The organism is Aquitalea sp. FJL05 (assembly GCF_003852595.1).
GTDB lineage: Bacteria > Pseudomonadota > Gammaproteobacteria > Burkholderiales > Chromobacteriaceae > Aquitalea > Aquitalea aquatilis.
The window spans coordinates 29,553-56,375 of the sequence record NZ_QAJS01000017.1; the positions used below are offsets into that span (position 1 = coordinate 29,553).

Consider the following 26,823-nt stretch of genomic DNA (forward strand, 5'->3'; position numbering starts at 1 on the left):
TGGTGTTTTGCAAGCTATTGAAAACAAAGAGAAATGATAATTTTTTGCTGAGCGCGGGGCTGGCGGGCGTCGGATTTCCGTGTTTTTGTCATGGCCGGATCGACGGAAAACCCTGTCTGGCTTGTGGACGGTGGGCTTGGCTGGCGTGTGCGGATTTCCGCGTGGCAGGTGCGGCAGATTCGCGGGAAACCGTACTGTTGCGATGCTTGTTGTTTATTTGTGTATTTAAATCAATGGTTTGGGAGTGCTGTGCGATGGCATGCGCCTTGCTATGCAAGCGGTGAGAGACACTTTGCAGAGATAAGGAGCAATAACATGCTGGGAACCATGAGCACGGCACTGCTGCCGGTGGTGCTGTTGATGATGTTGGGTTGGTTTGGCGGGCAGCGCGGCTATTTCCGTCAGGCCGATGTGAGTGTGCTGGCCACGCTGGTGATGCGCTATGCCTTGCCTTGTTCGCTGTTTATCGGCGCGCTGAAAACGCCGCCGGAGCGCATCCAGAATGTGCCGTTCATCCTGTGCCTGAGCTTTGGCTTTGTCGGCACTTACGTCCTGGCCTTGCTGGCCGGGCGTTATTACTACCGTAGTGATCTGAAAAGCAGCGCCATCCAGGCGCTGGTCTGCACCTTTCCCGATATGGCCTACTTTGGCGCGCCCATCCTGCAGCAGGTGTGCGGGCCGCAGGGCTTTATTGCGGTACTGATCGGCAACCTGATCACCAGCTTCATCATCCTGCCGCTGACCATCGTGCTGTGCCGCTGTGGCGAGATGTCCGCGTCGGGCAGTGATGATGGGGTGGTGACCATGCTGAAGCAGAGCATGGTCAAGACCCTGTCCAACCAGATTGTCTGGCTGCCCATTCTGGGGGTGGTGCTCAGTTTCAATCATCTGCACCTGCCGGCGGCGGTGCAGGAGAGTGTGGACATGCTGGCCAAGGCGGCCGGTGGGGTGTCCTTGCTGGCACTGGGCCTGATGTTCTGTGGTGAAAAACCGGCGTTTAACAGCCATGTGGTGGGCAATGTGGCGATGAAGAATTTCCTGCAGCCGGCACTGATGCTGCTGGGTATCCTGCTGTTTGGCGTGGATGCCGAGTTTGCCCGCCAGGCGTTGATCGTGGGGGCGGTGCCGACGGCGATTGCCGCCTCGATGTTTGCCGTGCGCAACCAGACCTACGCCCTGCATGCCTCGCACTCGGTGCTGGTGGGGACGGTGATTGGTGTGTTTGGCGAGGCGGCGCTGATTTACCTGATGGCCTGAGTCGAGCCGCTAAGCAAAACCTTGCTGCGGCGTTGCGGCTGGCCCCAGCGACGCACGGCTCTTGTTAGCCGCGCTTAAGGGGCAGGAATCGAAGGGGCTGGTCAGCAGATTGACCCGCCCCTTTGTGTGCTTGCCGCAGCAAGCCGAGGCTGGCTTTTGCAAGTGGGGGGCAAGGGTGGGTAAGGCATCTGGAATCAGCTTGCGCGTAACAAGGCCCGGCTTTGCCGGGCCTTGTCACGTCTAGCGCTGCGCCGCTTATTTGCTGCGTGGGGCCAGCTTGAGGAATAGCAGGCGGATCAGCACATAGACCACGGCGTTCATTGCCGTCATCAGCAGCAGGATGGCCAGTAGTGACAGGCTGGATGGCTCGGCCAGGGGACTGGCTTTGAGGGTGCCGGCCAGCAGGGAGGCAAGCAGCAGGGTGCACAGCAGTTTGAAAGTCATGGCAGCAGCTTTCTGCAAGAACGAACGCAGCTGTGTATTGCAAACATCGTGCCTGAAATTATCCGTTCAAGTCATTGAAATGAAAGGTGTTTTTAAGGTGTGGTACGGCTGGCCGCCGATGTGGTCGTGTCAGTCGTGCGGAAATCCGTCAGTCAGCGCTCTGGCGGGTTTGCAGATGCAGCAGGATGGCTTGGCCGCCGCTGAGGATGTCGTCGCCAATGGCCAGCGCCGCCGCCGCGCCATCGCGCTGGCGCATCGCCTCCAGCACCGGATAGTGGTAGTCCAGCATGGCGCTGCCGCCTTGCTGGTAGACGGCGGCGATCAGCGGCCCCATCTGCAACCAGATACGGTAAAGGATGCCGTGCAGGAAGGGCAGGCCGGCTATTTCCACCAGCGCGAAATGGAAGTGCTGGTTCAGGGCGCAGCCCAGCGCAATGTCCTGCGCGGTCATGGCCACGGCATTGCGCGCGACGATGTCCTCCAGCCGGGCGATGTCGGCAGGCTGTGCCTTGGTGGCGGCGGTTTCGGCCGCCAGGCCCTCCAGCCGGATGCGGATGGCACGTATTTCCAGATAGCGCTCCACCGTCATGTAGGGCACGCGAATGTCGCGCGGCGACTGCATGGCCAGTGCCTGCTCCTGCACCAGCCGCAAGATGGCGTCACGCACCGGGGTGACGCTGGTGCCCAGCTGCTCGGCCAGCTCGCGTATTTTCAGCCGGGCACCGGGCTGCAGCCGGCCGCTGATCAGCGCATCACACAGCAGCTGATAAACCGTGCTGCCCAGATTGTCGTGTTCCAGTGTGTCGAGTTGGTAGTGCATGGCGGTGCGGCCGAAAGGGGGATGGCGGCATGGTAACACTGCGCTTGCCAATTTGAAATGCAGCAAATATGATGCATCATAATTTGATTCGGCTGCGTGCTGCCGTCGATTATCACGCTGACAGGAGTAATGCCATGCCTCCATCCACCCGCTATATGTTGTTGACCGGTGCCAGTCGCGGCATCGGCCATGCCACGGTCAAGCTGTTTCAGGAGCATGACTGGCAGATTTTCACCGTGTCACGCCAACCGTTTTCCGCCGACTGCCTGTGGCCATCGGCACGGCAGAGCCATATTCAGGCCGATTTGTCCGACCTGTCCTGCCTGGATCAATTGATTGCCGAAGTCCAAAGCCGGCTGCCCCATGGCGAGCTGCATGCACTGGTCAACAATGCCGGCATTTCACCCAAGGGGCCGCAGGGCGAGCGGCTGGGCATTCTGGCCAGCGCCGCCGATGACTGGAGCCGGGTGCTGAATGTGAATCTGGTGTCCACCGCCTTGCTGGCGCGCGGCCTGTTTGCCGAGCTGAAACAGGGGCAGGGCTCCATCGTCAATGTCACCTCGATTGCCGGTTCGCGCGTCCACCCGTTTGCCGGCGTGGCCTATGCCGCCTCCAAGGCCGGGCTGGCGGCGCTCACCCGCGAGCTGGCACACGAGTTTGGCCCGCATGGCATCCGCGCCAATGCCATCGCTCCAGGCGAAATCGACACCGCCATCCTGTCGCCGGATACCGCCCGCATCATCGAGCGTGATGTGCCGATGCACCGCCTGGGCACACCGCATGAAGTGGCCGAGGCCATTTATTTCCTCTGCTCCGGCCACTCTTCTTATATCAACGGCTCGGAAATCCATATCAATGGTGGCCAGCATGTCTGAGACCGTGTCTGATGGTGTGATCGACCAGCTGTTTTCCACCGCCGCCGCGCCGGTAGAGTGCAGCGAGGCCACCGCGTTGCTGTGGCAGCATTACGGCCTGCGTGGCGTGGCCAGCCCGCTCAATAGCGAACGCGATGCCAACTTCCACATCCGTGGCTACGATGGCCGCGAATATGTACTGAAGCTGACGCATCCAGCCGAAGACCGTACCGTCACCGATTTCCAGAGTCGTGCCTTGCTGCACGCGCTGGCGCAAGACTCCGGCCTGCCCATTCCGCAATTGCTGCCGCACCGCGACGGCCAGCCCTATGCCGCAGTCGAAATGACCGATGGCAGCCAGCGCGTGCTGCGCCTGCTCAGCTATCTGGCCGGGCAGCCGCTGCATCAGACTCCGCGCAGTGCGGCCCAGCGCCGTCATCTGGGGCAGACGCTGGGCCGGCTGGACAATGCCTTGCGCGACTATGCGCACCCGGCCGCCCATCACCCGCTGCTATGGGACATCCAGCATGCACAGCGGCTGCAGCCGCTGCTGGCCGAAACCCCGGACGGGCCACAAAAGGCAGTGCTGGCTGACTGGCTGGCGCATTTCATGCAGCAGGTACAGCCGCAGCTGGCGGGTTTGCGCCGGCAGGTGATTCACAACGACCTGAACCCGCACAATGTGCTGGTGGATCCGCAAGACCATGTCACTACTGCCGGACTGATCGATTTTGGCGACATGGTGGAAGCCCCCTTGATCAACGAGTTGGCGGTGGCCTGTTCCTACCAGCTGTCCACCAATGACAACCCGCTGGATAGCGCCGGCGAGCTGATTGCCGGCTACCACGCGGTCTGTCCCTTGCAGCCCGGCGAAATCGATCTGCTGTATTCCTTGATCATGACCCGGCTGTGCATGACGGTCACCATCACCGGCTGGCGCGCGGCACGTTATCCGGAAAACCGCAGTTATATCCTGCGCAACAACGGCCTGAGCTGGGACGGTCTGCAAAGGCTGGCCGCGTTTGGCCCGGCACGCGCCACCGCTTATCTGCAGCAGTTGTGCCAGACGAAAGGACAAGCATGAATCCGCCAGACCAACGCATGGCCAATGCCTTCGACCCGACCACGCTGGCCAGCCTGCCAGAGCAGGAGCAGGCGCTGATCCGGCGGCGGCAACAGGCACTGGGCCAGGCTTATCGCCTGTTCTATCAGCAGCCCTTGCATCTGGTGCGGGGCGAGGGGGTGTGGCTGTACGACGCCGCCGGTCAGCCCTATCTGGATGTCTACAACAATGTTGCCTCGGTGGGGCACAGCCATCCGCAGGTGGTGCAGGCCATCGCCCGCCAGGCGGCCACGCTCAACACCCATACCCGTTACCTGGACGAAGGCATTGTCGATTATGCCGAGCGCCTGCTGGCTACCCTGGCCATGCCCGGCTATCAGGCCATGTTTACCTGCACTGGCAGCGAGGCCAATGACTTGGCCTTGCGGCTGGCCGGCAACTTTACTGGCGGCAGCGGGCTGATTGTCAGCAGCCATGCCTACCATGGCGTCACCAGTAGCGTGGCCGCCTGTTCGCCGGCTTTTGGCGAGGGCGTGGCGCTGGGGCCGAATGTACGTACCGTGGCCGCGCCGGATGGCTATCGCGGTAATCCCGATGAGGTAGCCGCGCGCTTTACCCGCGATGTGCAGGCGGCGATGGCCGACTTGCAGCGCCACGGCATCCGCCCGGCGGCACTGCTGGTGGACACGCTGTTTACCAGCGATGGCGTGTTTGCCGATCCGCCCGGCTTTCTGGCCGGCGCTGTCGATGCCATCCACGCCGCTGGCGGCCTGTTCATCGCCGACGAGGTGCAGGCCGGTTTTGCCCGCAGCGGCAGCCATTTCTGGGGCTTCCAGCGGCATGGCGTGCTGCCGGACATCGTCACCATGGGCAAGCCCATGGGCAACGGACATCCGCTGGCCGGGCTGGCGGCACGCGCCGACATCATCGACGCCTTTGGCAGCCGGGTGCGTTACTTCAATACCTTTGGTGGCAATCCGGTGTCCTGTGCCGCCGGCATGGCGGTGCTGGAGGTGATCGAACAGGAGGGCTTGCAGCACAATGCCCACGTCACCGGGGCTTATCTCAAGGCGGGGCTAGAGGCACTGGCCGGCAAGCATGAGCTGATCGGCGATGTGCGTGGCGCGGGCTTTTTCCTTGGGGTGGAACTGGTGAACGACCGCCAGGGCAAACAGCCGGCCACGGCCGCGGCCACCCGCGTGGTCAATGCGCTGCGCGAACGGCGGGTGCTGCTCAGCGCCACCGGTCCGGCCGGCAATATCCTCAAGCTGCGGCCGCAACTGCCGTTTGCCCGTGAACATGCCGACCTGTTGCTGGATGCGCTGGATGCGGTGCTGGCTGCGCTTTAGCGCTGCTTGCTAAAAACCTGCTGCGGCCTTGCCTGCTGGCCGCACTAGCCTTGCGCCTGCCACCGGCTGGCCTGGGCTTGCAGGCTGTCCAGCCGCGTGCTGGACAGGGCCAATGCCGCGCCATCTTCAAATACCGTGCCGACCAGCTTGCTCAGGGTGCTGCCGGGCAGCATCTCCACCGCCAGCCGTGCGCCGCGCTCATATGCCAGCCGGCTGCAGTCGTGCCAGCGCACCAGTCGCGCCATATTGCCGGCCAGATCATCGGCAATTTGCTCGGGCCGCCGCAGCACGCGGGCGGAGCTGGCGCTGAGGTAGTCCAGTCGTGGAACGGCCAGGCTGATGCGGGAAAAATCCTGGCGCAGCGCGCTGGCAGCTTCATCCAGCAGGCTGCAGTGCGATGGCACGCTGATGTCCAGCCGCTGGCAGCGGCCGGCTCCCCCGGTCTGGATCAGGCTGGCCAGCTGCTGCAGGCCGGCATCGCTGCCAGCCACCACCAGTTGCCGTTCGGCATTGATATTGGCCAGATAAAGCGGATGACTGGCGGCCTGTAGCTGGGCCAGCAGGTTTGCCAGCTGGGGCTGGGCCAGGCCGCTTACCGCACACATGCCATAGCCCTGCGGATAAGCCTGTTCCATCAGTTGGCCGCGCCGCCGCACCAGGCGCAGGGCATCGGCCAGCGGCAGGGCTTCGGCCACCACGGCAGCGGCAAAGGCACCAATCGACAAGCCGGCGACCATCTGCGGCCGGATGCCTTCCTGCTGCAGCAGGCGGGCCGAGGCCACGCCAGCGATCAGCAGGCATAGCTGTACCGCCACCGTGGAGCGCAGCGCTGCGGCAGAATCCAGCAATAGCGGCGAGCTGCCCAGCACAGATGCGGCCTCGGCCAGTGCCGCCTGACAGGCCGCGTGTTGCGGCAGCTGCTGCAGCATGCCGGGGCGCTGGCTGCCCTGGCCGGGAAAGGTAAACAGTACGCTCATGGGCATTGCTCCAGCTGCTGGGTCCGGTTGCCGGGCCATGGGGCCAGCGGCTCATCCAGCAGCAAGGGGCCAGTGGCGGTTTTCAGCAGCACCCGGCCACCGCGCAGCCATTCGGCCAGCACCACGCCACCGGCTGGGGTTTGCAGCTGGATATCCACGCGACAAGGCAGCTGTGCCAGTGCAGCGACCAGTGTCTGTAACCGTGGACGATCCGGTGGCTGCGGGCAGCGCAGCAGCAAGTCAAGATCGCTGTCGCTGCCAAGGGCGGGCTGGCCGCTTGCCAGCTCAAAGCCGGCGCTACCGGTGATGCCCCAGACGAGGCCGCAGGCCAGCAAGGCTGCGTGTGACCGCTGCAGGGCTTGCAGTGCCGGCAGGGCGGCAAGGCGCGGATGCTGGCGCCAGCCTTGCTGTGCCGCCACTTGCTCCGGGCGCAGCACACGGCTTAGCTGTTTGCTGCGCGCCCACAAGGCGCAGCGTTGCCAGCGCTGCGGGCCGCGTACCCCGACCGCAATCCAGCCGGGCCTGGCGCTGGCGCGGCGCACCACCACCGGCAGGCCGGGGTGCCAATGCTGTGGCAGCCAGGCGGGCAGCTCGCTGTCGGTGGCCAGGGCCGAAGGGCTGGCAAGCCACAGCAGATCGTGCGGCAGGTAAGGCTTGAGCATCGGAAACTCCTGAAAAGAAACGGCAGGCCACAAGGCTTTACTGCGCCGGATTTGTGCTGGTTTTAGCCTTCGTTCTCCGCCCATTGCCGCTGCAGCAACTCACGTACCTGGCGTGTGGCCTGGCGGTGTTCGCCATGCAGCCGCTGGCGCAGGTCGCGTTGCGGGTCGGCCTGGATATCGTGCAAAGCCTCAGTCAGCGCGGCACGCACCAGCTGTACATCGGCCGGTGTGGGCTGGTCTGGCTGCTGCACTTTGAGCAATTGCCACAGCAGGCCCAGGCTGGCATAGCTGGCGATGTCATAGGCCATGGGCGCGATGCTGGCGGCCAGTGTTTCCAGTTCTTCCACCGTGCGCAGGGTGATGCGGGCGGCAGCCTGCTTGCCCATGGCATGCACCATCACCCCGGCATCGTCCAGCGCCAGCAGGCGGTTGGCCTGGTAGCCATGGGCCAGAAACGCGCCGGACATGGCCTTGCCGACAATCAGTCCGATTACCGGATGGCCCGCCAGCCGTGCGCCCGCATAGGCAGCAGCGGCGGCGGCCAGCGCCTGGTGAATGCCGTAGGCCTCTTCGCGCCGGCCATAAGCCTGGCTGGGGACATCGATGATGGCGACGATGGCGCGTTGGCAAGGCTGCTGGCGGTCGGCCTCCACTGCGGCGTCGATGGCGGCGGCCAGCGCCCAGCCTTCCAGCAGGCCTACCTCGCCGTGGCGCGCACGGATAAAAGGATTGTGCGGATCGGCCACCACCGCGATATAGCGTGCCGGCTGGCCGGCCAGTTCGCTGTCAGCCACCAGCAGTGATGGTGGATAGCCGGCAAGCAAGGGTTGCTGGCCGCACAGTGCGTGAAACCAGTCGCGGCCGCGCTGGCTGATGGAAGGTTGGCTCATGGGCGGGCTCCTTGCTGGAAGAGTTGACGGGCAGAGTCGGCATCGGCTTGGGCGGCGCTGTCGATGGCCAGCAGCCGCTGTAGAGTGTGCTGGCTGCGGCGGTGGCGCGGCGTGCCGGGCAGGCCGCTGGCAAAGTAGTGCAGCAGTTGCTGGCGGATCAGCACGCTGTCGTCTTCCAGCAAGGCATCGGCCAGTCCGCAGGCATGGCGCTGTTCGCCACCGCTCAGGCTCCAGATGAAGGGGCGGTTGCGTGAGTCGTATTCGGCCACGCCGGCTTCCTGCTCGATGACTTGCGGGCCGTTCAGGCCCAGCCGTGCCTCGCGGGTGACGATGAGATAACTGCACAGGCCGGCGGAAATCGACATGCCGCCAAAACAGCCCACGGTGCCGGCGATGATGCCAATCACCGGCTGATAGCGGACCAGGTCGGCAATGGCGGCATGGATTTCGGCAATGGCAGCCAGACCCAGATTGGCCTCCTGCAGGCGCACGCCGCCGGTTTCAAACAGGATGACGGCACGGGTGGCAATGCCCCGGCGATTGTCTGCCGCCGCCAGTTCCAGTGCGCAGGCCAGCTTGGCTCCGCCCACTTCACCCAGGCTGCCACCCTGAAAACTGCCTTCGATGGCGGCCACCACCGCCGGCTGGCCATCCAGCAAGCCCTTGCAGATGACCACGCCGTCATCGGCCTGCGCCACGATGCCCTGCGCACTGAGCCAGGGTGAGTACAGCCGTTCGAACGGTCCGGCCAGCTCGCGGCAGCTGCCGGCATCCAGCAGGCAGTGGGCGCGTTCGCGTGCGCTCAGCTCGATAAAGCTGCGGCCCTGCAACAGGCGGGCGATGTCTTGTTGATGGCTCATGCGGACAGCTCCTCCAGTGCCTGGGCCAGCCGCAGGCTGACCACGCCGGGGGTGGCACCGAAATCATTGATCTCCATCTGCATGGCGGCGGCCTGGCCATCGGCAAACAGGCGGTCGAGCTGGGCGCGCCAGCGGGCGGCGCTGCCATCAGCGGCACTGTGGATCACGATGTGGCAGCTGCCGGCAGCGGCTGGTGCGATCAGCACTTCCAGGTCGCCGGAGGCCACTACGCCGACCAGTACACGCTGTGTGGCCGGTGCGCCGGCCGGGTAGTCCAGATGCAGTTTTTCCATGATTGCTCCTTGCTTCTACTTGTCAGTGGGCTGCCATGGCCGGCAGCCGGTCCAGCAGCAGGGTGGCGGCCAGCAGGTCGGCTGCGCCGCCCGGTGACAGGCGTTGCGCCAGCATGTCTTTTTCCAGTTGATAGAGTCGGCGGCGTCCGGGCAGCGTGGCTACCCCGCCTGCGCTCAGTACCGCCTGTGCGCCGCTCTGCACCAGCGTCAGCCCCGGCATGCCGCCGCGTGACAGCAGGCAGGTGTCGTCCAGCCGGCTCATGATGGCCAGCAGGGCATTGAGCCGGGCATTGACCTCGCCGTCGCCGCACGCGCGGCTGGCATGCAGGGCGGGCAGGGCCAGCCGGGTGATGTGCGGGAAACCCTGCTGGGCCTCGCCACGCGCACCGCCCACGCCGTAGCGCTGGCAGGCCAGTTCACCGTTGCGCGGTGGTGCCGGCCGCTGGTGGTCGGGTAGTTTTGCCAGCGCAGCGGCACGCTGGCAGACCGCCACGGCTTGCGGCTGGCTGGCGTCCATGGCGGCGGCGGCCACCAGCAGGCCGATGGCCCAGATCGCGCCGCGATGGGTGTTGACGCCGCCGCTGGCTTGCAGCATGGCCTGCTCGCCGGCACGGCCCAGGCTGCCCAGCTGTGCGCGCAGTGCTGGCGAGGGTGCTTGCTGCCAGGCGGCGCGGGCCATGGCGAAGAAGGCCGGTTGCAAGGCATGGGCCGAGCGGCACAGCAGGGCGAGGGTCAGATCGCGATGTGCGCCGCTGCCACGGCTGTCGACCAGCCCGGGCTTGGGGGACAGCCGGGCTTCGTCCAATAGCGACTGGCAGGCCAATGCCGCCAACTGGCTGGCCAGTTGCCCGGCCTGATCGGGTAGAAGGGCGCGCCGCATTACCAGCTCCTGAACCGTGCCGGCGGCTGGTACAGCCCGTCCGACCAGCTCACCAGTTCCGCCATGCTCTTGGCCGCCAGCAAGGAGCGGCTGGCCTCGCTGCGGCGGATGCCCAGGTCTTCCGGCAGGGCCACCAGTCCGGCCCGGCGCAGGCTGGCCGTGCTGGCCGGGTCGTGGCGCAGGCCGATGGGGGTGATGCCGGCCACGGCGGCAATCATCTGCCGGCGCTGCTCCAGCGATTGCGCCTTGTACAGATAGGCGATGCCCTCTTCGGTCAGCACATGGCTGACGTCGTCGCCGTAAATCATGACCGGTGCCAGTGGCATGCCGTTGCTGCGGGCCACTTCCACCGCGTCCAGGCTTTCCACGATGGTGGGCTGGCCGCCGCCCTGGAAGGTTTCTACCATTTGCACCACCAGCTTGCGGCCACGGGCCAGCAGGTTGTCGGTCTGGATCAGGTCCAGCCAGGCCGGGCTGGCATGCCGCCGGCCATGCGGGTCGTGACCCATATTGGGTGCGCCGCCAAAGCCGGACAGCCGGCCATGGGTGACCGTGGAAGAGTGGCCGTCGCCATCCATTTGCAGGGTGGAGCCGATGAACATGTCCACCGCATATTGCCCGGCCATCTGGCAGAAGGCGCGGTTGGAGCGCAACGAACCGTCACGCCCGGTAAAGAACACATCGGGGCGTGCCGCCACATAGGCTTCCATGCCCAGTTCGCCACCGAAGCAGTGCACGCTGTCCACCCAGCCGCTTTCGATGGCCGGAATCAAGGTGGGGTGCGGGTTCAACGTCCAGTGGCGGCAGATTTTGCCTTTCAGTCCCAGTTGTTCGCCATAGGTGGGCAATAGCAATTCGATGGCGGCGGTATTGAAGCCCAGGCCGTGGTTGAGCGATTGCACCTGGTGCCGTTGGTAGATGCCACGTATCGCCAGCATGGCCATCAGGATGTGTACCGGCTTGATCAGGCGCGGATCACGGGTGAACAGCGGCTCGATAAAGAAGGGGCGGTCGGCCAGCACCACGAAATCCACCCAGTCGGCCGGAATGTCCACCCGGGTGAGTTCGGCCGGGTCGTCGACGATTTCATTGACCTGGGCAATGACGATGCCGTCGCGAAAAGCGGTGGCCTCTACCAGTGCCGGCGTGTCCTCGGTGCTGGGGCCGGTGTAGAGATTGCCATGGCGGTCGGCCTGATAAGCGGCCACCAGCGCGACATTCGGGGTGAGATCGACAAACAGCCGGGCATACAGCTCGACATAAGTGTGGATGGCGCCGATTTCCAGGCAGCCATCCTGCAATAGCTGGCCAATGCGCAGGCTTTGTGGGCCGGAGAAGGAAAAATCCAGCTTGCGGGCAATGCCGCTTTCGAAGATGTCCAGATGCTCGGGCCGGCCCACGCTGGGAATGATCATGTGCAGGTCATGCAGCCGGGCCGGGTCTGCCCGGGCCAGGCTGCGCGACAGGAAGTCGGCCTGTTTCTGGTTGTTGCCTTCCAGCACCACCCGGTCGCCGGGGGCGATCAGGATTTCCAGCGCGGTGGTCAGCTGGCGGGTGGGCAGGATGCGGCCGCTGGCCAGATGGCTGACCCGCTCAATCCGGCGGCGTTTTTCATTTCGGCGGCGATTCCAGACCGGGGAGGGGGATGAGGCTGCCAGCATGGGTGCTCCATATCGCAGATGAGAATGTCTGCAAGGTAGGCGCTGGCAGGCTGGCCATCAATCAAGCTGGCTGGCGAATTGTTAGCCTGAGGCTAATGGTTTGGCGGCAAGGCCATTGCTGGAAATGTGCCGCCCCAGCATGCGCGCTTCGGCCAGCAAGGCCAGCAGGTTGGGATCGCGCTCACGGCACTCCTGCAGCAACAGGCCGATATGCTGGGTGCTACGCCACTGCGGGGCCAATGGGGTGAAGCGGATGCGCCCGGCAAACAAGGCACTGACCCGGCCGGGCAGCAGGCTCAGGCCCACGCCGGCCGCCACCAGGTTCATCAGCGAGAAAATGTCATCTACCCGCATCACCACATCCGGCTGGTAGCCGGCGTGGCTGAACAGGCGCTGGAAGTCGCGGCTGGTGGCAAAACCGTCGTTGAGGGCGACAAACTTGTGGTGGCGGTAGTCGGTCAGATCCGCCTCTGCACCGGCAGGAGCCGGGCTGGCCAGCGAGGAGGCGAGAAACAACTCATCCTCGAACAAGGGTAGCGCCAGCAGGCCTGGCGGGCTGCCATCGACGGGTAGCGACATCAGCAGGGCGTCCACATCCTGGGCTTGCAGCTTGTCCAGCAGCTGGGTGTTGGAACCCAGCTGCAATTCGATGGCCAGCTCGGGCCGGCGCAGCTTGACCCCCATCACCAGCCGCGGAATCAGCTCCACCGTCAGCGAGTACATGGCCCCGATTTTCAGCTGGGCCGCGCCAAAGCCGGCTTTTTCGCGGGCCTTGCGGATGCCGCTTTCCAGTGTGCGTCCGGCGTCCTCGGCAGCTTCGGCCAGCGCCAGGGCGGCAGGCAAGGCAATCAGCCGGCGGCCTTCATGGCGGAACAGCGCGCAGCGCATGGCGTCTTCCAGCGAATGCAGGGCGCGGTGCACGCTGACGGTGCTCATCTGCATGCGCTCGGCGGTGCGTGCCAGGCTGCCGCTGGCGACGAAGGCGGTCAGGATCTGCAGTTTGCGCAGGGTGATTTCTTCACTGATCATCGCGTGGCCTTGCCGGGTGGGAGTGGTTGGCGCCCGGTGAAACGGTGGCCGGGCAGGCGGGCAAGCCGTTTTTTGCAAAAAACAGCGTAAATGTCATGATGAATGGAAATATGGAGGAATAGGCAAAAGTCACCATTTCCTGTTGTTTTCTTTAAATAAAATGAAAAGGATAAAATTATTCAAAACAGATGGAATGAACCGAGGTCACTGTTTATGCTGGCGGCAAAGCTGGAAAATCAAACGTTCCATCGATTTTCCACCACGCTCATGAGGAGCCGACATGACTGATGCATTCCACAAGGATTGCCAGATTTTTACCGAAGCAGGTCACACATCGCAACTGACCGCTTACTACGAAAGCGCCCGTCGCATCGTGTGGCTGATGATGCATACCCATCCGCGCCCCAGCTTCAACCCGGCCTTGCTGGATGATGTGGAAGCGGTGTTCCGCGCGGTGCGCGACAGCAAGCTGCCGATTGATTTCTTTATCTCGGGTTCAACCGTGCCGCACATGTATAACACCGGTGGCGATCTGAGCCTGTTTTCCCAGGCCATACGCCAGCGCCAGCGCGCTGTACTGTCCAGCTATGCCACCCGATGCATTGATATTCTGTGCCATCTGGATGGCGGCTTTGGCCGCAATGTCATCACGCTGGCACTGGTGGAGGGCAGTGCCCTGGGCGGGGGCTTTGAGGCGGCGCTGGCCCATCATTACCTGCTGGCGCAGCGCGATGCAAAAATGGGATTTCCCGAGATTTCGTTTAATCTTTTCCCCGGCATGGGGGCTTATTCATTTGTCGGGCGCAAGGCGGGGCAAAGGGTGGCCGAGCAGCTGATTTCCTCGGGCGAGGCACCGCGTGCCCCCTGGCATCATGAGGTGGGGCTGGCCGACCAGTTGTTCGAACCGGGTGAGGGGGTGATGGCCGCCAGAACCTTCATCGACACCCTGCAGCCCAGAATGAACGGCATCCGTGCCATGCTGCGCGCCCGCCACCGGGTATTCCCCATTCACCGCGAAGAGCTGATGGATATCACCCAGGATTGGGTGGATACCGCGCTGTCAGTGGAAGACAAGGATATTGCCTATATGGAAAGACTGGTTCAGCTGCAGAACAAGCGCACGCGCGCCTGAACCCGGGCCGCTGATTGAATGGCATGGCAGATCCGCTTCAGGGTTTGCCATGCTGGCGCAGCCATTGTTCCAGCTGGTCGGCGGGCATGGGGCGGGCAAAGTGATAGCCCTGAGCCAGGTCGACCCCGATTTCACGGATGAAGTCCAGCTGGCTGTCGGTTTCCACGCCCTCGGCCACGATCTGGAAATCCAGCTGCTGTGCCACCGCCACCATGGAGCGCAGTAGCGCCATCGATCGGGCATCCGCCGGAATGGCGCGGATAAAGCTTTGATCCATCTTGATGACTTGCAGCGGCAGGCGGGTGAGCTGTGACAGCGAAGAATAGCCAGTGCCGAAGTCGTCCAGGTGGATGTTGACGCCCAGTGCGCGCAGCGCGCTCATGATCTCGATGGTGCGTGCCTCATCCGAGGCGATGCAGGATTCGGTCAGCTCGATATCCAGCGGCGACTGGGTGAAACCATGCTGCTGCATGGCGGCCATGAAGTCGGACAATAGCTCGGGGTCGCCCAACTGGCGGGCCGACAGATTGACCGAAATGCGCAGCGGCTGCGGCAGGGTGCTCCAGCGTCTTGCCTGCGCCATGGCTTCGCGGATGACCCAGCGGCCAATCTGCTTGATCAGGCCGGAATCCTCGGCATAACGGATGAAGCTCAGCGGCGGCACCATGCCGCGCTCGGTCGATTGCCAGCGGATCAGTGCCTCCACCGAAACCGCCTGCATGCTGCGCAGGCAAACCTGCGGCTGGTAGTGCAGGCTGAACTGGCTCTCCTGCAAGGCCTGGCGCAAGCCGCCATCCAGCCACATGCTTTCCTGCAGGTGGTTGTTCATCTCGCGCGAAAAATACATGACGCCACCCTTGTTTGCTGCCTTGGCGGCATACATGGCGGTGTCGGCATTGCGTACCAGCTCGCTCAGGCTCTCGCCATCGGCCGGAAAACTGGCCACGCCGATGGAGCAGCCGGAGTAAACCTGGATGTGCTGCAGGGTAAATGGTGTTTCCATCAGCGTGCGGATCTGGCGGCACACGCTGGCGGTTTTCTCCGGGGTGGCGTCGTAGAGTAGCAGCAGGAATTCGTCGCCGCCAAAGCGTGCCAGCGCATCGCCGGGGCCGATTTGCTCGCGCAGCGCCTTGCCGACACGGGCAATCAGCAGGTCACCCATGGCATGGCCATAGTGGTCGTTGATGTTCTTGAAGTTGTCCAGATCCAGGAACAGCAGATCAAAGGGTTTGGCCGGCTTGGCGGCAACGGCGAGATTGATGATGTTCTGGATGGCGTGGCGATTGGGCAGGCCGGTGGTGCTGTCGGTGCTGGCCTGTTCCTCCAGCTTGGCTTGTGCGCGGCGCTGCTCGGTGATGTCGGTGCCGGAGCACACCAGAAACCACTGGTCCACCGTGGCGTTGCGTACCAGCCGGTTGCGCCACCAGATCAGGCGCGGGCCGTCTTTGGTCAGGATGTGGCGTTCGGTTTCCCAGCTGTGCATGCTGCGGAAGAAGGTGGTGAGGTTGGCGCGAATCTTTTCCGACTCTTCGGCCGAGAAGAACAGCTCCAGTGCGTTCTTGCCCATGACGTCGGCCTCGGTCTTGCCGGAAAGCCGTTCGCATTCGCGATTGAAGCGCTTGATATTGCCCTGGTCGTCCACGATCACGATCAGCGAGCTGACTTCGGAAATGACCTGCTCGGAGAAATTCAGCCCGCGTTCCATCTCGCGCCGCACGGCGGCAGTGTCATTGCACCAGGTGGCCACGCCGCGCCATTCGTCATGGTCGGTGCGGCGGCCAATCAGGATCAGCCCCAGTGGCATGCCTTCCAGCTGGGTTTCGATGGCGACGGTGGCGGTGGAGCCTTCCAGGCTGCGGACATCTTCGGCTTGGGCATTGCTCAGTGCAATGGCGACGATCATCCGGTCGTCGGCATCGGAAAGATAGAGCGCGTTGGAGTCCGGCGGCAGTCTCCAGCGTGGGCTGTCCGTGCCGAATCGCTGCGTCAACCAGGAGGAGGGCGTAAGGTCAATCACGTTGTTTCTTTCTGCAGATGACGTCAATTTAAATAAAAACTATAAAAAATGACGCCTATTGAGCTGTTTCATGCAGTATATCGAGTTGTTCTTATTGCATAAATAAGCTTCTGTTCAAAGATTAGCGCTGTGCCGAGCAGTCTGTCAGTGCCACTGTGCCGGTGAGGCTGGCGCAGGCTGCTTCTGTCACTGCAGATTACTCTAAATTTGTTTAAAGCAGTTGTTAGGGCGGTTTGTGTTCAGGCAGGGCAGACGCGTGGCAGGCAGGCCTGTCAGCGGCGCTTGAAGATGGCAAGTCAGCTAGCGTGACTGTCAATCAGCGGTGGGGGGGGGAGGTAGCCGGGCGGCGGAATAAAAATCGCCCACCCGGCAAGGGGTGGGCGCAAGTTCCATAAGGATGGAGGAGGATTAACGTCCCCAGTATCCAGCGGGTATTTCTTGCGGTCCAGTGCAACTTTTCACTGATTTGTGCCATATCAATACTGGCTTGTCGCCGGCGGCTTATCTGTGTGGCGAATAGCGATATGAGGAATGGGCATTTAGCAATCCAGGCTGGTCGGGCTACAGTGAGGCGTGGATCAGCCTGTTCATTTGTCTGCCGCCGCTGGTAAGCGCCAGGCCGGCATTGTCCTTTATTCCCATTAAGTATTGCCTGCAGATGGTCAGGTTTGTCATGAATGCATTTCTCACCCAGTTTTTACGCACCGTCCATGCCGAGTACTTCATGGAGTTTCCGCTATGGAGCACGGCTGACGGGCAGGTAATGGGTGAGTTCATCAAGGTGCGCTTGTCCAGCCAGTTCGAGCCGGCCCATGATGCTGCCGGCCAGTCGCTGGGCGTACTGGCGCGGCTGCAAGCCATTGCGCCGGGAGGCGAGGTGCTGGCGGACGAGGCATTGACGCGGCTGACCCGTGTCAGCGAAACGCCGGTGGTGCTGGACCGCTTTATCCGCAGCCTGCATTTGCTCAATTATCTGCAAGCCGGCTATGGCGAGCAGGGGCTGATCTTGCCGGTATCGGCCTTGCTGCTGGAGGCGGTCAGTCAGGAACATGGCCGGGTGTTTCGTCAGATTGTCGATCGGCTGGCCATGCCGGCACCACGCATCGGCTTTCTGTTACCGGCAGCCTATGCGGCCCAGCCAGCGCGGCTGGCCGTGCTGCGGGAAAACTATGCCCGTCATGGTTTTGCCACTTTTCTGCCCACGGCGCAGGGCGATGGCGTCTTGCAGCCGCTGTAGCCGACCGAAGCTGCCGGTGCCAATTTGCCCCTCACCACCCGCTGCGGTTTTAAGGCAGGATGCCGCGCCGGCGCGGCGCGCGGCGTGCGTCGCTTCACCCTCATTCGGAGGTTTGCCCGAGACAGGGTATAATGCCCGGCTGCATTCGCGTCATTTCGACATGGCAAGCTTAGGTAACGGGAAGTGAAGATGACTGAAGATCAAATCAAATGTTGCTGGTGCGACAAGGTATCCAGCCGGGCAAAGCTGACAGGCCCTGCGGCCAATCTGTGCCCGCACTGCGAAGAGCCGGTACTGCCATCGACGTTTGGTGAGCTGGAACTGGGGCAGGATTTTGCCTGTAGCCTGGGTGGTTCCTGGAAGAAGATTTCCGACAGCAAGGCTGAAATGCATGATGCGGCACCGTCCGACAAGCCTTGCGAGTTCAAGCCGGCGGAAGTGGTCTACCCCTTCTGAGTCCGGGTTCGGGCTGCCGCTGCAGCCTGATCGACATGCAACCGCCGCCAGGGTGATCTGGCGGCGGTTTTTCTTTGCCCGATGCTGTTGCAGTGAGATGCGGTTTCAGCTGGCGGGGCGGGTCAGCGTGATGGTGGCGATGTCCAGATGGTGCAGTAGTTCGCGCAGGATCAGCAGGCTGGCGATGAATTCGGCGCTATCCGGCAGGCCAGCTGCCGCACCGCCCTCCACGGCATTGGCCAGGCGTGAAAACAGGCCCTCCACGCTGTGTCGTCCCAACTGGCTGCCGGGATGTTGTGGCAGGCCGCACAGCGCTGCCATCTGGTAGATGGCCGGGTCGCTGCTGCTGACCGTATCCAGTGCCAGGCGTTGCGGCCAGCTGGCGCTGATGGCGTCTTCCACCTGCATGATGGCCAGCTCCAGAGCGGCAGCCGTTGGCAGGGTGGGCTGCTTGCCGCAGGCCAGTGCCGTCTGCCAGCCGACCGGCATGCTGGTTTGCTGTTGTGCAGCTTGCGCCTGCGCTTGACCCAGGCTGGTGTGTTCGGCACCGATATGCAGATGAAGATGGCTCATGGATGTTGCCTCGTTCGTTGTTTCAGTGATTGATACCGGCGTTGTGCTGGTTTTTCTGCAGCAGGGCTGCCTGCCAGGCGGCATTGTCGCGGGCGATGGCTGCCTGCCGTTCCGCTGGCAGCTGCGCATCGGCAGCCTTGATGGCTGCTTGCTCTGCCTGCCAGGCGCTGATGTCCGCGGCGCTGGGGCGGGTATCGTGATGGCCAGCCAGGGCGGCGGTGCTGAAGCCAAGGGCGATGAGGGCGAGGGTGAGGTTTTTCATGATCTGTTTCCTGATTGGGTTGCGCTGGCACTGCAAGCGTATGGATGCAGTGTATTGATTACCCGAATGTGGAAATAGATGCTTTCACTCAAGATATTGTTTCTTTTTGGTGTTTAATCAGGCTAAAGAAAACCCGTATCGGCCACTGGCGGGATACGGGTTGTGTGCGGGTTTTCGGTGGCTGGCTTGGAGCCAGTTCCGCAACGCAGCAGGCGATGGACAGCTTCTTACAGGTGCTGCAGCAGCTCCAGCGGGTGCTCGATGCTGATGTCGGCACCCCATCGCTGCGGCTGATCCTGTTCCGAGATATACCCCCAGTTGGCCAGTACGGTTTTCATGCCGACGGCACGGCCGGCCTGGATGTCGCGCTCGGCATCGCCCACATACAGGCAATGTTCCGGCGCAATGCCGATCAGAGCGGCGGCGTGCAGCATGGGGGCCGGGTCCGGCTTGGGGACGCCTACGGTGTCGCCGCTGACCGTTACCGCCGGGCGGCTGGCAAAGGGCAGGGCAGGTACCAGTCGGTCGGTGAAACGCATCGGCTTGTTGGTGATGATGCCCCAGGCCAGCCCCTTGGCACCCAGTGCTTCGAGCATGCTGTTGACGCCGTCGAACAGCACGGTTTCATCGGCAAAACTGTGTTCATACTGATCAAGAAAGCGTAGCCGATATTCTTCGAAACGCGGGTGCTCGCGGTCGATGCCGAAGCCCAGGCTAACCAGCCCGCGTGCGCCATGACTGGCCAGCGGACGAATGGCGGAATAGGGCTGTGGCGGCAGGCCTTCCTCGGCCAGCAGGCGGTTGAGCGCGGCGCCCAGGTCGCGCGCGGTATCGGCCAATGTGCCGTCGAGGTCGAACAATACGGCTTGAATCATGGGGTAGTGTCGGCAATATGGAGGGCTTGCCAGTTTACGCCAAATTGACGATGGCGGTGCCCTGATGAAAGCGTAGTTGCCAGCCTGTCGGGCCTTGAAGCCAGATGGAGCTACGCAGGGCTTGACGCTGCATGCTGCCGTCTGCGGCCAGTTGCCAGCTGCGGTAGCGTATCAAGGCGCTATCTGCTGTCAGCATCTCGGCGCTGAAACTGGAAGTATGCACCGCAGGGTGTGCCAGTGCAGGTCGGAGCAAGACGGCCTTGTCGTGGATGGTTCCCGACAGGCCGACTTCGACAAAATCATCATGCAGCAATAACGCCAGCCTGTCCGGTGGGAGTTGCCACCACCTGTGCAGTTCGGTTTCCTGCTCCTGCAGCAGGGCAAGCAGCTCAGGTGGTAGGGGCGGCATCAACGGATGGTCTTGCCCAGGAACAGCTTGTAGGCCGGATTGTCCGTCTCTTCCACATAGGGGTAGGCCAGGCCATCCAGGAAGTGCTGGAACTCGGCATTGTCACTGGCGGGAACCTGAATGCCGACCAGCACGCGGCCATAGTCAGCACCGTGATTGCGGTAGTGGAACAGGCTGATGTTCCAGTGGGTGCGCATGCCTTCCAGGAAGCGCATCAGTGCGCCCGGACGCTCGGGGAATTCAAAGCGCAGCACGCGCTCATCCTTCAGTTGCGGCGCATGCCCGCCCACCAGATGGCGGATGTGCAGCTTGGCCAACTCGTTGTCGGTCAGGTCCAGCCCATCCAGATCATTGGCCTTGAGCTCGCTGATGATGCGCTCCGAATCCTGCTTGCCGCTGATCTGCACACCCACAAACACATGGGCGGTGCCGGGGTCGGCAAAGCGGTAGTTGAATTCGGTGATGTTGCGGTTGCCAATGACTGCGCAGAATTGCTTGAAGCTGCCCGGCTTTTCCGGAATGGTGACGGCAATGATGGCTTCGCGGCGTTCGCCCAGTTCGGAGCGTTCCGATACATGGCGCAGACGGTCGAAGTTCATGTTGGCGCCACAGTTGATGGCTACCAGGGTCTGGCCGGTACAGCCTTCGCGTTCGATATAGGCCTTGGCAGCGGCCACAGCCAGCGCACCGGCCGGTTCCACGATGGAGCGGGTGTCTTCGAAGATGTCCTTGATGGCGGCGCACATGGCATCCGAATCCACCAGCATGATTTCATCCAGCAGCTCGCGGCAGATGCGGAAGGTTTCTTCACCCACCAGCTTCACCGCTACGCCATCGGCAAACAGGCCCACGTCTTTCAGTTCGACGCGCTCACCTTTTTCAATGGACTGCTTCATGGCGTCCGAGTCCACCGGCTGCACGCCGATGATCTTGATTTCCGGCTTCAGGCGCTTGATGAAGCTGGCCACGCCAGCGGCCAGACCGCCGCCGCCAATGGCCACGAACACGGCATCGATATGGCCGGGGTGCTGACGCAGGATTTCCATGCCGATGGTGCCCTGGCCGGCAATCACGTCCGGGTCGTCAAACGGCGGGATGTAGGTTTTGCCGGTTTCGGCCACCAGGGTCATGGCGTGCTGGTAGGCATCGCTGAACGATTCACCATGCAATACCACCTTGCCGCCACGACTGGTGACGCCGTCAATCTTCACCTGCGGGGTGGTGACCGGCATCACGATGATGGCTTCGCAACCGATTTTCTTGGCCGACAGCGCCACGCCCTGGGCGTGGTTGCCAGCGCTGGCGGTAATCACGCCGTTGGCCAGCTGCTCGGGTGTCAGCTTGGCCATTTTGTTGTAGGCGCCGCGCAGCTTGAACGAGAACACCGGCTGCAGGTCTTCGCGCTTCAGCAAAATGGTGTTGCCGGTGCGGCGGCTGAGATTGTTCGCTGTTTCCAGCGGCGTTTCCACCGCGACGTCATAGACGCGCGAGGTAAGGATGCGCTCCAGATAGTCTTGCTTGTCTTGCATGGTGATGCCGATGTCCTTGTCGTTCATTCTTATTGAACTGTCAGAGTAGCAGGAACTCCAAGCCGGCGGGAAGCCGTGTCGCCATTTTCATGCTGCATTGCCGCAATCGTCCTGCCAGCAGGCGATATTCTGCTGCAAAAACCGGCCATTTACGGTCAACGCAGCAGCGTGGGCGTGTATAATCAACGGCTATTGTTTGTAGCCCTCACCCAGTTGTCGATCTCAATGAAAACCACCATCTCCCGAATTTTGCTTGCGGCCACGCTTGCCCTGCCTGTTGCTGCCTCTGCCACTGCTGCCTTTGTACCGCCGGTGCCGGAAATTGCTGGCAAAGCCTACTATCTGGTTGATTTCAATAGCGGACAAGTGCTGGCCGCTCAAGGCCCGGATGCGCGTGTCGAACCGGCCTCGCTGACCAAGCTGATGACCGCCTACCTCACTTTCAAGGCAGTCAAGGAAAAGCGTCTGACGCTGGACCAGATGCTGACCGTGTCCAGCCGTGGTTGGAAAACCGACGGCTCGCGCATGTTCCTCGATCCGAAAGTGCCGGTTAAGGTAGATGACCTGATCAAGGGCATGATCGTGCAGTCCGGCAACGACGCCTGCGTCACGCTGGCCGAAGCCATTGCCGGCAGCGAAGACGTGTTCGCTCAGGTCATGACCCAGCAGGCGCAGAAGCTGGGCATGAAGAACACCCAGTTCCGCAATGCCACCGGCCTGCCGCATGCCGATCACTACACCACGGTGCATGATCTGGCCATCCTGTCCGCCGCGCTGATTCGCGATTTCCCGGAGTTTTATCCTACTTACTCCATCAAGTCGTTTACCTATAACAACATCACCCAGCCCAACCGCAACCTGCTGCTGTACCGTGACCCCAATGTGGACGGCATGAAAACCGGCTACACCGATACCGCAGGCTACAATATGATCACCTCCAGCCATCGTGATGGTCGCCGGGTGATTTCGGTGGTGGTGGGTACCGCCAGCCCGGAAGCGCGCGCGGTGGAAAGCTCGAAGTTGCTTAACTACGGCTTGCAGTTTTTCGATACGCCCAAACTTTACTCGGCAGCCAAGCCGGTTTCCGATGTTCCGGTGTACAAGGGTGCGGCCAAGTCGGTGCCGGTTGGTTTCGGCCAGGATGTTTACGCCACCGTGGTCAAGGGTCAGGCAGCTCAGTTGAAAGCCGACCTGTCCACCATCCAGCCGCTGATCGCGCCGATCAAGGCCGGCCAGACGGTGGGCAAGCTGGTGGTCAGCCTGGATGGCAAGCCCTTGCTGGAGCGTCCGGTGGTTGCCTTGCAGGCAGTGGAAGAGGGCGGCTTTTTTGGTCGCCTGTGGGACAGCATCAAGCTGATGCTGGGCTGGAAGTAATCCGGCTTTTGATTGACCGCCCCGTTTGACGGGGCCAGGCAATGGCCTGCATCGGAAGATGCGGGCCGTTTGCCATTGCGGATCGAGTTGAATATGGCTGAACAAATCCCTGAGAAGCAGGAAATCATCGAATTTCCCTGTCGTTTTCCGCTCAAGGTAATGGGCGAGCGGCATGATGAATTCGTGGTCACCATGACCGAAGTGGTGCGGGTGAATGCCCCCGATCTGGCTGTGCATGATGTCACCCTGCGCGAAAGCTCGGGTGGGCGTTTTTATGCGCTCACCATTACCGTGAACGCCACCTCGCGCGAACAGCTGGACAATATCTATCTGTCGCTCACCGGCCATCCCATGGTCAAGATGGTGCTTTAAACCGAACAGGAGCCTTGCGCGTGCAGCGTCTGATCAAGCATTTGGGTCTGGTGGACTACGAACCGACCTGGCGCACCATGCAGTCCTTTACCGATAGCCGCACGGCAGATACGCCGGACGAGCTATGGGTGGTGGAGCATCATCCGGTGTATACCCAGGGCCTGGCCGGCAAGCCGGAGCATTTGCTGCGGCTGACTGATATTCCGGTAGTGAAGACCGACCGTGGCGGCCAGGTCACCTATCATGGCCCCGGCCAGCTGGTGGTGTATCTGCTGATCGATTTCAAGCGCATGCACATCGGCGTGCGCGAACTGGTGCGGCGTATCGAGCAGGCGGTCATCGACATGCTGGCCGGGCAGGGCATTACCGCCAATGGCGATGTCAACGCCCCCGGTGTGTATGTGGATGGCGCCAAGATTGCCTCGCTGGGCTTGCGCATCAAGAACGGAGCGGTGTATCACGGCCTGTCGCTGAATGTGGACATGGACCTGACCCCGTTCAGCTGGATCAATCCCTGTGGCTATGAAGGCCTGCGGGTGACGCAAATGAAGGATTTGGGGGTGGATAAATCCCTGGCGCAAGTGGCAGAGCTGCTGCTGCCTCAGCTGGAAAAACACCTTACCGTGGTGAAGGAGACAGCATGAAGTTGGACAACGAGGCAGGGGTCAAGCATAAAGGCGCCGCCAAAACCGCACGTATTCCCATCAAGATCGTGCCGCTGGATGAAAAGCTGAAAAAACCGGAGTGGATTCGCGCCAAGCTGCCCACCGGCCAGCGCTTTCACGAAATCAAACAGATTCTGCGTGATCAGAAGCTGCATACCGTGTGCGAAGAAGCCACCTGCCCGAATATCGGCGAGTGCTTCAGCAAGGGTACGGCTACCTTCATGATCATGGGGGATATCTGTACCCGCCGCTGCCCCTTCTGTGACGTGGGCCATGGCCGCCCCAATCCGCTGGACGAGAACGAGCCCAAGCATCTGGCCGAGAGCGTGGCTGCGATGCGGCTGAAGTATGTGGTGGTGACCTCGGTAGACCGCGACGACCTGCGCGACGGCGGTGCCCAGCACTTTGCCGACTGCATCAGTGCGGTACGGGCTGCCTCGCCGGATACCCAGATCGAAACCCTGGTGCCGGACTTCCGTGGCCGGCTCGATCTGGCGGTGGATATTCTCACCACCACGCCGCCCGATGTGATGAACCACAATCTGGAAACCGTGCCGCGCCTGTACAAGCAGGCCCGTCCGGGTGCCGATTATGCGCATTCGCTGCAGCTGCTGAAAGATTACAAGGCCAAGAATCCGGCGGTGCGTACCAAGTCCGGCCTGATGGTGGGCCTGGGCGAAACCGACGAGGAAATCCTCGAAGTGATGCGCGACCTGCGCGCCCACAACGTGGACATGCTGACCATCGGCCAGTATCTGCAACCGTCCGATGGCCATTTGCCGGTGCTGCGCTATGTGCACCCGGACGTGTTCAAGATGTTCGAGGAAAAAGCCTACGAAATGGGCTTTGCCCATGCTGCGGTCGGTGCCATGGTGCGTTCCAGCTACCATGCCGATGTGCAGGCGCACGAGGCCGGCGTCTGAGTCTGAGATGCTGAGCGCGGCCTGTGCCGCAAAAAGGCTGTAACGGGAAGCGTGCTTGTGTGCTTCTGGTTGCAGCCTTTTTTTTGCGTGTGCCTCAGCCGGATGGCAGTAGCGGCAAGGCCAGCAGGCGTGGCGGGTGAGCCGTCAATTGCAGGAAGCGCAGCAGATCGCCGGTGGCAACGGCCAGCGTACTGCTGTTGTGCAAGGGGTGGCACAGTACGGCGGGATGTTGTAGCAGGATCGGGTCGATGATGACATCCACCACGCCGGCTTGATCATTGATGACGGCCAGCAGGCTGACTGCGCCCGGCGTCAGGCCCAATGCCTGTTGCAAGCGCTCGGGTGAGGCAAAGCCCAGTCCCTTGATCTGCAGCAGTTCGGCACAGGCTTTGAGATCAAGCCGCTGCGCGGCAGGCAAGCAGATCAGCAGATAGCGCCCGCTCTTGCCTGCTTTTAGAAAGAGGTTCTTGGTTTCTGCGCCCGGCAGGTCGGGGATGATGGCGCTGGCTTCGGCGCAGTTAAACACCGGCGCATGGTCGAAGCGCTGGTAGCTGATGTGCTGTGCCGCCAGAAATGCATACAGTGTTTGAGGCATGTCCCAGCCTAGCATGAGGGCTCCCGCTCGAAAAGTCAGTTGCCATGATGGTATTGTTGGTGTTTTGGGTGGCAGTTTGATGGCGTCGGCCGGGATGGCTGACTAGTGGGAGGCGGATGAGGCGAGCAAGCATGGGTTGTGGTGGGCTGCTGATGATCATGGCGATGCTGCCCTTGCCGCTGTGGGCGGCGGTGGTGGCTTGTGGTGGGGACAATCAGTGGCCGCCGTCATCGTATCGCCTGCCGGGCAGTAGCGAGGTGCAGGGCTATTCGCCGGATGTGCTACGTGCGGCCTTGGCTGACCGGATTGGCGTCGAAGTCAGGCTGATGCCCTTTGCGCGTTGTCTTGCCGCTGCCGAGCAGGGGCGGCAGGTGCAGCTGGTGATGGCTGCCAGCTATTCGGCAGAGCGGGCGCAGCACTTTCTGTTCACCCGCTCTTATTTGCAATTGCAACCCGTACAGCTGACCTTGCATACGCCACGGGCTGCTGCGGCCGGGCTGCCCTGGTGCGGACTGAATGGTTTCAATTATCACGCTTTTGGCTTGAGTCCGGCGCAGGTGGATGCTGGCTCGGCCAATTATCCTGATCTGTTGCGCAAGCTGCAGGCCGGGCATTGCCGTGGCTTTGTCGAGTATCGCGAGGTGTGGCAGGGCTTGCAAAAGCTGGGGGTGGCCGCGGCTGCGGGCCGCGCGCCGCTTGATATGCGGCCACTGCCTGCCAGCGGCCCGGTGCGGGTGTATTTCATGATTTCCCGGCAAATGGCTGGAGCAGAAAGGCTGCGCGGGCAGCTGGATCAGGCGCTGCTCAGGCTGGAAGCCAGTGGGCAGTTGGCGCCCATGCTGGCGCGGCATCTGCACTGAGGCCATGCCGGCAGCTGCTAGTCCTTGCTGCCTTTCAGCTGACGGTAGTCTTCCAGCACACTGTCGATCTGTTGCAGCACGGCCAGCAGGGCGGGGTCATCTTGCAGGGTGGTGAAGCTCAGGGTGGCATCCAGTTGCTGCAGGCAGCGGCGGGTGGCGGTGCTGACCTCCACAGCGGCATTGAAGTCGGCTGCGCCCAGTACCTTGCCGTTGCGTATCTTGCGGTAGTGAATCCCGGCCATCACGGCATACTTTCCGGCCAGCTCGTTGTCGGCAAAGCGCTCACCGCGCTGCATGGCAAACAGCTGGTCCATGGCATGACGGCAGGCTTCCTCGGCGCGCAACCATCTTTTCTGTTCAGGCGTGCGTGCCGCTGCCTTGGCGCGGGGTTTGTCGTGCTTGCTGTTTTTGCTGGCCATGGCTGCTTTCCCGGTGTTGTGAGCGCGGCCCCTGCGGACCCATGACAAAAGGCCCGAACACGGTGTCGGGCCTTTTGCATGAAAGC

30 protein-coding genes are annotated in these 26,823 nt (G+C 62.4%); 12 read left to right on the forward strand and 18 right to left on the reverse strand.

Annotation, left to right across the window (positions count from 1 at the left end):
- Window positions 1–315: 315 nt before the first annotated feature.
- Window positions 316–1,257, forward strand: a complete 942-nt coding sequence (locus DBR44_RS15700) for an AEC family transporter (protein ID WP_124644965.1) — start codon at window positions 316–318, stop codon at window positions 1,255–1,257.
- Between the two features lie 255 nt (window positions 1,258–1,512).
- Here the strand turns inward: DBR44_RS15700 and DBR44_RS15705 are convergent, their stop codons facing one another.
- Together DBR44_RS15705 and DBR44_RS15710 are read right to left on the reverse strand one after the other, a co-directional pair.
- Window positions 1,513–1,701: a hypothetical protein gene (locus tag DBR44_RS15705; protein WP_124644966.1), complete on the reverse strand. Its 189-nt coding sequence runs from the start codon at window positions 1,699–1,701 to the stop codon at window positions 1,513–1,515.
- Window positions 1,702–1,849: 148 nt separating this feature from the next.
- Window positions 1,850–2,521 (reverse strand): GntR family transcriptional regulator, encoded by a 672-nt coding sequence (locus DBR44_RS15710; protein WP_124644967.1) that lies wholly within the window; start codon window positions 2,519–2,521, stop codon window positions 1,850–1,852.
- Window positions 2,522–2,655: 134 nt separating this feature from the next.
- Between DBR44_RS15710 and DBR44_RS15715 the strand changes: the two genes are divergently transcribed.
- From DBR44_RS15715 to DBR44_RS15725, 3 genes are read left to right on the forward strand one after another with little or no spacing between them, the layout of a single operon-like run.
- Window positions 2,656–3,396 (forward strand): SDR family NAD(P)-dependent oxidoreductase, encoded by a 741-nt coding sequence (locus tag DBR44_RS15715; RefSeq protein WP_199731074.1) that lies wholly within the window; start codon window positions 2,656–2,658, stop codon window positions 3,394–3,396.
- Window positions 3,389–4,459, forward strand: coding sequence for a phosphotransferase (locus tag DBR44_RS15720; RefSeq protein WP_124644968.1), 1,071 nt, complete (start codon window positions 3,389–3,391; stop codon window positions 4,457–4,459). The genes DBR44_RS15715 and DBR44_RS15720 overlap by 8 nt, the downstream gene beginning before the upstream one ends.
- Window positions 4,456–5,787, forward strand: coding sequence for an aspartate aminotransferase family protein (locus tag DBR44_RS15725; RefSeq protein WP_199731075.1), 1,332 nt, complete (start codon window positions 4,456–4,458; stop codon window positions 5,785–5,787). The genes DBR44_RS15720 and DBR44_RS15725 overlap by 4 nt, the downstream gene beginning before the upstream one ends.
- Window positions 5,788–5,831: 44 nt before the next feature.
- Here DBR44_RS15725 and mdcH read toward each other — a convergent pair whose 3' ends face one another.
- The 8 genes from mdcH to DBR44_RS15765 all read right to left on the reverse strand — a co-directional run bounded on the left by mdcH (window position 5,832) and on the right by DBR44_RS15765 (window position 13,039).
- Window positions 5,832–6,764: a malonate decarboxylase subunit epsilon gene (mdcH, locus tag DBR44_RS15730; protein ID WP_124644969.1), complete on the reverse strand. Its 933-nt coding sequence runs from the start codon at window positions 6,762–6,764 to the stop codon at window positions 5,832–5,834.
- Window positions 6,761–7,426, reverse strand: a complete 666-nt coding sequence (locus DBR44_RS15735) for a malonate decarboxylase holo-ACP synthase (RefSeq protein WP_124644970.1) — start codon at window positions 7,424–7,426, stop codon at window positions 6,761–6,763. The genes mdcH and DBR44_RS15735 overlap by 4 nt, the downstream gene beginning before the upstream one ends.
- 62 nt (window positions 7,427–7,488) lie before the next feature.
- The gene (gene mdcE, locus DBR44_RS15740; RefSeq protein ID WP_124644971.1) at window positions 7,489–8,316 is read right to left on the reverse strand and encodes a biotin-independent malonate decarboxylase subunit gamma; all 828 of its coding nucleotides are present in this window, start codon (window positions 8,314–8,316) and stop codon (window positions 7,489–7,491) included.
- Entirely contained in the window at window positions 8,313–9,176 is an 864-nt protein-coding gene (locus tag DBR44_RS15745; RefSeq protein WP_124644972.1) for a biotin-independent malonate decarboxylase subunit beta, read from the reverse strand. Before DBR44_RS15745 ends, mdcE begins: the two co-directional genes overlap by 4 nt.
- Window positions 9,173–9,469: a malonate decarboxylase subunit delta gene (locus tag DBR44_RS15750; protein WP_124644973.1), complete on the reverse strand. Its 297-nt coding sequence runs from the start codon at window positions 9,467–9,469 to the stop codon at window positions 9,173–9,175. Before DBR44_RS15750 ends, DBR44_RS15745 begins: the two co-directional genes overlap by 4 nt.
- 22 nt (window positions 9,470–9,491) lie before the next feature.
- Complete coding sequence (locus tag DBR44_RS15755) at window positions 9,492–10,349, reverse strand: triphosphoribosyl-dephospho-CoA synthase (protein WP_124644974.1); 858 nt, start codon at window positions 10,347–10,349, stop codon at window positions 9,492–9,494.
- Window positions 10,349–12,010 carry a malonate decarboxylase subunit alpha gene (mdcA, locus tag DBR44_RS15760; RefSeq protein WP_124644975.1) on the reverse strand — a complete coding sequence of 554 codons (1,662 nt, stop codon included), beginning with the start codon at window positions 12,008–12,010 and terminating at the stop codon, window positions 10,349–10,351. The genes DBR44_RS15755 and mdcA overlap by 1 nt, the downstream gene beginning before the upstream one ends.
- Window positions 12,011–12,091: 81 nt before the next feature.
- Complete coding sequence (locus DBR44_RS15765) at window positions 12,092–13,039, reverse strand: LysR family transcriptional regulator (protein WP_124644976.1); 948 nt, start codon at window positions 13,037–13,039, stop codon at window positions 12,092–12,094.
- 280 nt (window positions 13,040–13,319) lie between these two features.
- Between DBR44_RS15765 and DBR44_RS15770 the strand changes: the two genes are divergently transcribed.
- A complete protein-coding gene (locus tag DBR44_RS15770; RefSeq protein WP_124644977.1) occupies window positions 13,320–14,171 on the forward strand; it encodes a crotonase/enoyl-CoA hydratase family protein in 852 nt (283 codons plus the stop codon).
- Window positions 14,172–14,208: 37 nt separating this feature from the next.
- Here the strand turns inward: DBR44_RS15770 and pdeR are convergent, their stop codons facing one another.
- On the reverse strand, window positions 14,209–16,188 hold the full coding sequence (pdeR, locus tag DBR44_RS15775) for a cyclic di-GMP phosphodiesterase (protein ID WP_158613634.1): 1,980 nt from the start codon (window positions 16,186–16,188) through the stop codon (window positions 14,209–14,211).
- Between the two features lie 673 nt (window positions 16,189–16,861).
- On the opposite strand from pdeR, the gene DBR44_RS15780 reads away from it, so the two are divergent.
- Window positions 16,862–17,425: a hypothetical protein gene (locus tag DBR44_RS15780; RefSeq protein ID WP_124644979.1), complete on the forward strand. Its 564-nt coding sequence runs from the start codon at window positions 16,862–16,864 to the stop codon at window positions 17,423–17,425.
- A gap of 189 nt (window positions 17,426–17,614) precedes the next feature.
- Window positions 17,615–17,881 carry a hypothetical protein gene (locus tag DBR44_RS15785; protein ID WP_124644980.1) on the forward strand — a complete coding sequence of 89 codons (267 nt, stop codon included), beginning with the start codon at window positions 17,615–17,617 and terminating at the stop codon, window positions 17,879–17,881.
- Between the two features lie 105 nt (window positions 17,882–17,986).
- Here the strand turns inward: DBR44_RS15785 and DBR44_RS15790 are convergent, their stop codons facing one another.
- The 5 genes from DBR44_RS15790 to ilvA all read right to left on the reverse strand — a co-directional run bounded on the left by DBR44_RS15790 (window position 17,987) and on the right by ilvA (window position 21,529).
- Window positions 17,987–18,454 (reverse strand): hypothetical protein, encoded by a 468-nt coding sequence (locus tag DBR44_RS15790; RefSeq protein WP_124644981.1) that lies wholly within the window; start codon window positions 18,452–18,454, stop codon window positions 17,987–17,989.
- A 22-nt stretch (window positions 18,455–18,476) separates the two neighbouring features.
- Window positions 18,477–18,716: a hypothetical protein gene (locus DBR44_RS15795; protein ID WP_124644982.1), complete on the reverse strand. Its 240-nt coding sequence runs from the start codon at window positions 18,714–18,716 to the stop codon at window positions 18,477–18,479.
- 227 nt (window positions 18,717–18,943) lie between these two features.
- Window positions 18,944–19,591 carry an HAD family hydrolase gene (locus tag DBR44_RS15800; protein WP_124644983.1) on the reverse strand — a complete coding sequence of 216 codons (648 nt, stop codon included), beginning with the start codon at window positions 19,589–19,591 and terminating at the stop codon, window positions 18,944–18,946.
- A 34-nt stretch (window positions 19,592–19,625) separates the two neighbouring features.
- A complete protein-coding gene (locus DBR44_RS15805) occupies window positions 19,626–20,000 on the reverse strand; it encodes a DUF4440 domain-containing protein (RefSeq protein ID WP_124644984.1) in 375 nt (124 codons plus the stop codon).
- Entirely contained in the window at window positions 20,000–21,529 is a 1,530-nt protein-coding gene (gene ilvA, locus DBR44_RS15810) for a threonine ammonia-lyase, biosynthetic (protein WP_124645106.1), read from the reverse strand. The genes DBR44_RS15805 and ilvA overlap by 1 nt, the downstream gene beginning before the upstream one ends.
- 225 nt (window positions 21,530–21,754) lie before the next feature.
- Here ilvA and DBR44_RS15815 point away from each other — a divergent pair, with 225 nt between their 5' ends.
- The 4 genes from DBR44_RS15815 to lipA all read left to right on the forward strand — a co-directional run bounded on the left by DBR44_RS15815 (window position 21,755) and on the right by lipA (window position 24,863).
- On the forward strand, window positions 21,755–22,903 hold the full coding sequence (locus DBR44_RS15815; RefSeq protein WP_124645107.1) for a D-alanyl-D-alanine carboxypeptidase family protein: 1,149 nt from the start codon (window positions 21,755–21,757) through the stop codon (window positions 22,901–22,903).
- Between the two features lie 93 nt (window positions 22,904–22,996).
- The gene (locus tag DBR44_RS15820; protein WP_103526145.1) at window positions 22,997–23,275 is read left to right on the forward strand and encodes a YbeD family protein; all 279 of its coding nucleotides are present in this window, start codon (window positions 22,997–22,999) and stop codon (window positions 23,273–23,275) included.
- A gap of 20 nt (window positions 23,276–23,295) precedes the next feature.
- A complete protein-coding gene (lipB, locus tag DBR44_RS15825; protein ID WP_124644985.1) occupies window positions 23,296–23,919 on the forward strand; it encodes a lipoyl(octanoyl) transferase LipB in 624 nt (207 codons plus the stop codon).
- Complete coding sequence (lipA, locus tag DBR44_RS15830) at window positions 23,916–24,863, forward strand: lipoyl synthase (RefSeq protein ID WP_103526143.1); 948 nt, start codon at window positions 23,916–23,918, stop codon at window positions 24,861–24,863. The genes lipB and lipA overlap by 4 nt, the downstream gene beginning before the upstream one ends.
- 94 nt (window positions 24,864–24,957) lie before the next feature.
- Here the strand turns inward: lipA and DBR44_RS15835 are convergent, their stop codons facing one another.
- On the reverse strand, window positions 24,958–25,458 hold the full coding sequence (locus DBR44_RS15835; protein WP_124644986.1) for a prolyl-tRNA synthetase associated domain-containing protein: 501 nt from the start codon (window positions 25,456–25,458) through the stop codon (window positions 24,958–24,960).
- 116 nt (window positions 25,459–25,574) lie between these two features.
- Between DBR44_RS15835 and DBR44_RS15840 the strand changes: the two genes are divergently transcribed.
- Window positions 25,575–26,318 (forward strand): ABC transporter substrate-binding protein, encoded by a 744-nt coding sequence (locus DBR44_RS15840; protein ID WP_124644987.1) that lies wholly within the window; start codon window positions 25,575–25,577, stop codon window positions 26,316–26,318.
- A 17-nt stretch (window positions 26,319–26,335) separates the two neighbouring features.
- Here the strand turns inward: DBR44_RS15840 and DBR44_RS15845 are convergent, their stop codons facing one another.
- Window positions 26,336–26,737, reverse strand: coding sequence for a hypothetical protein (locus DBR44_RS15845; RefSeq protein WP_124644988.1), 402 nt, complete (start codon window positions 26,735–26,737; stop codon window positions 26,336–26,338).
- Window positions 26,738–26,823: the final 86 nt, after the last annotated feature.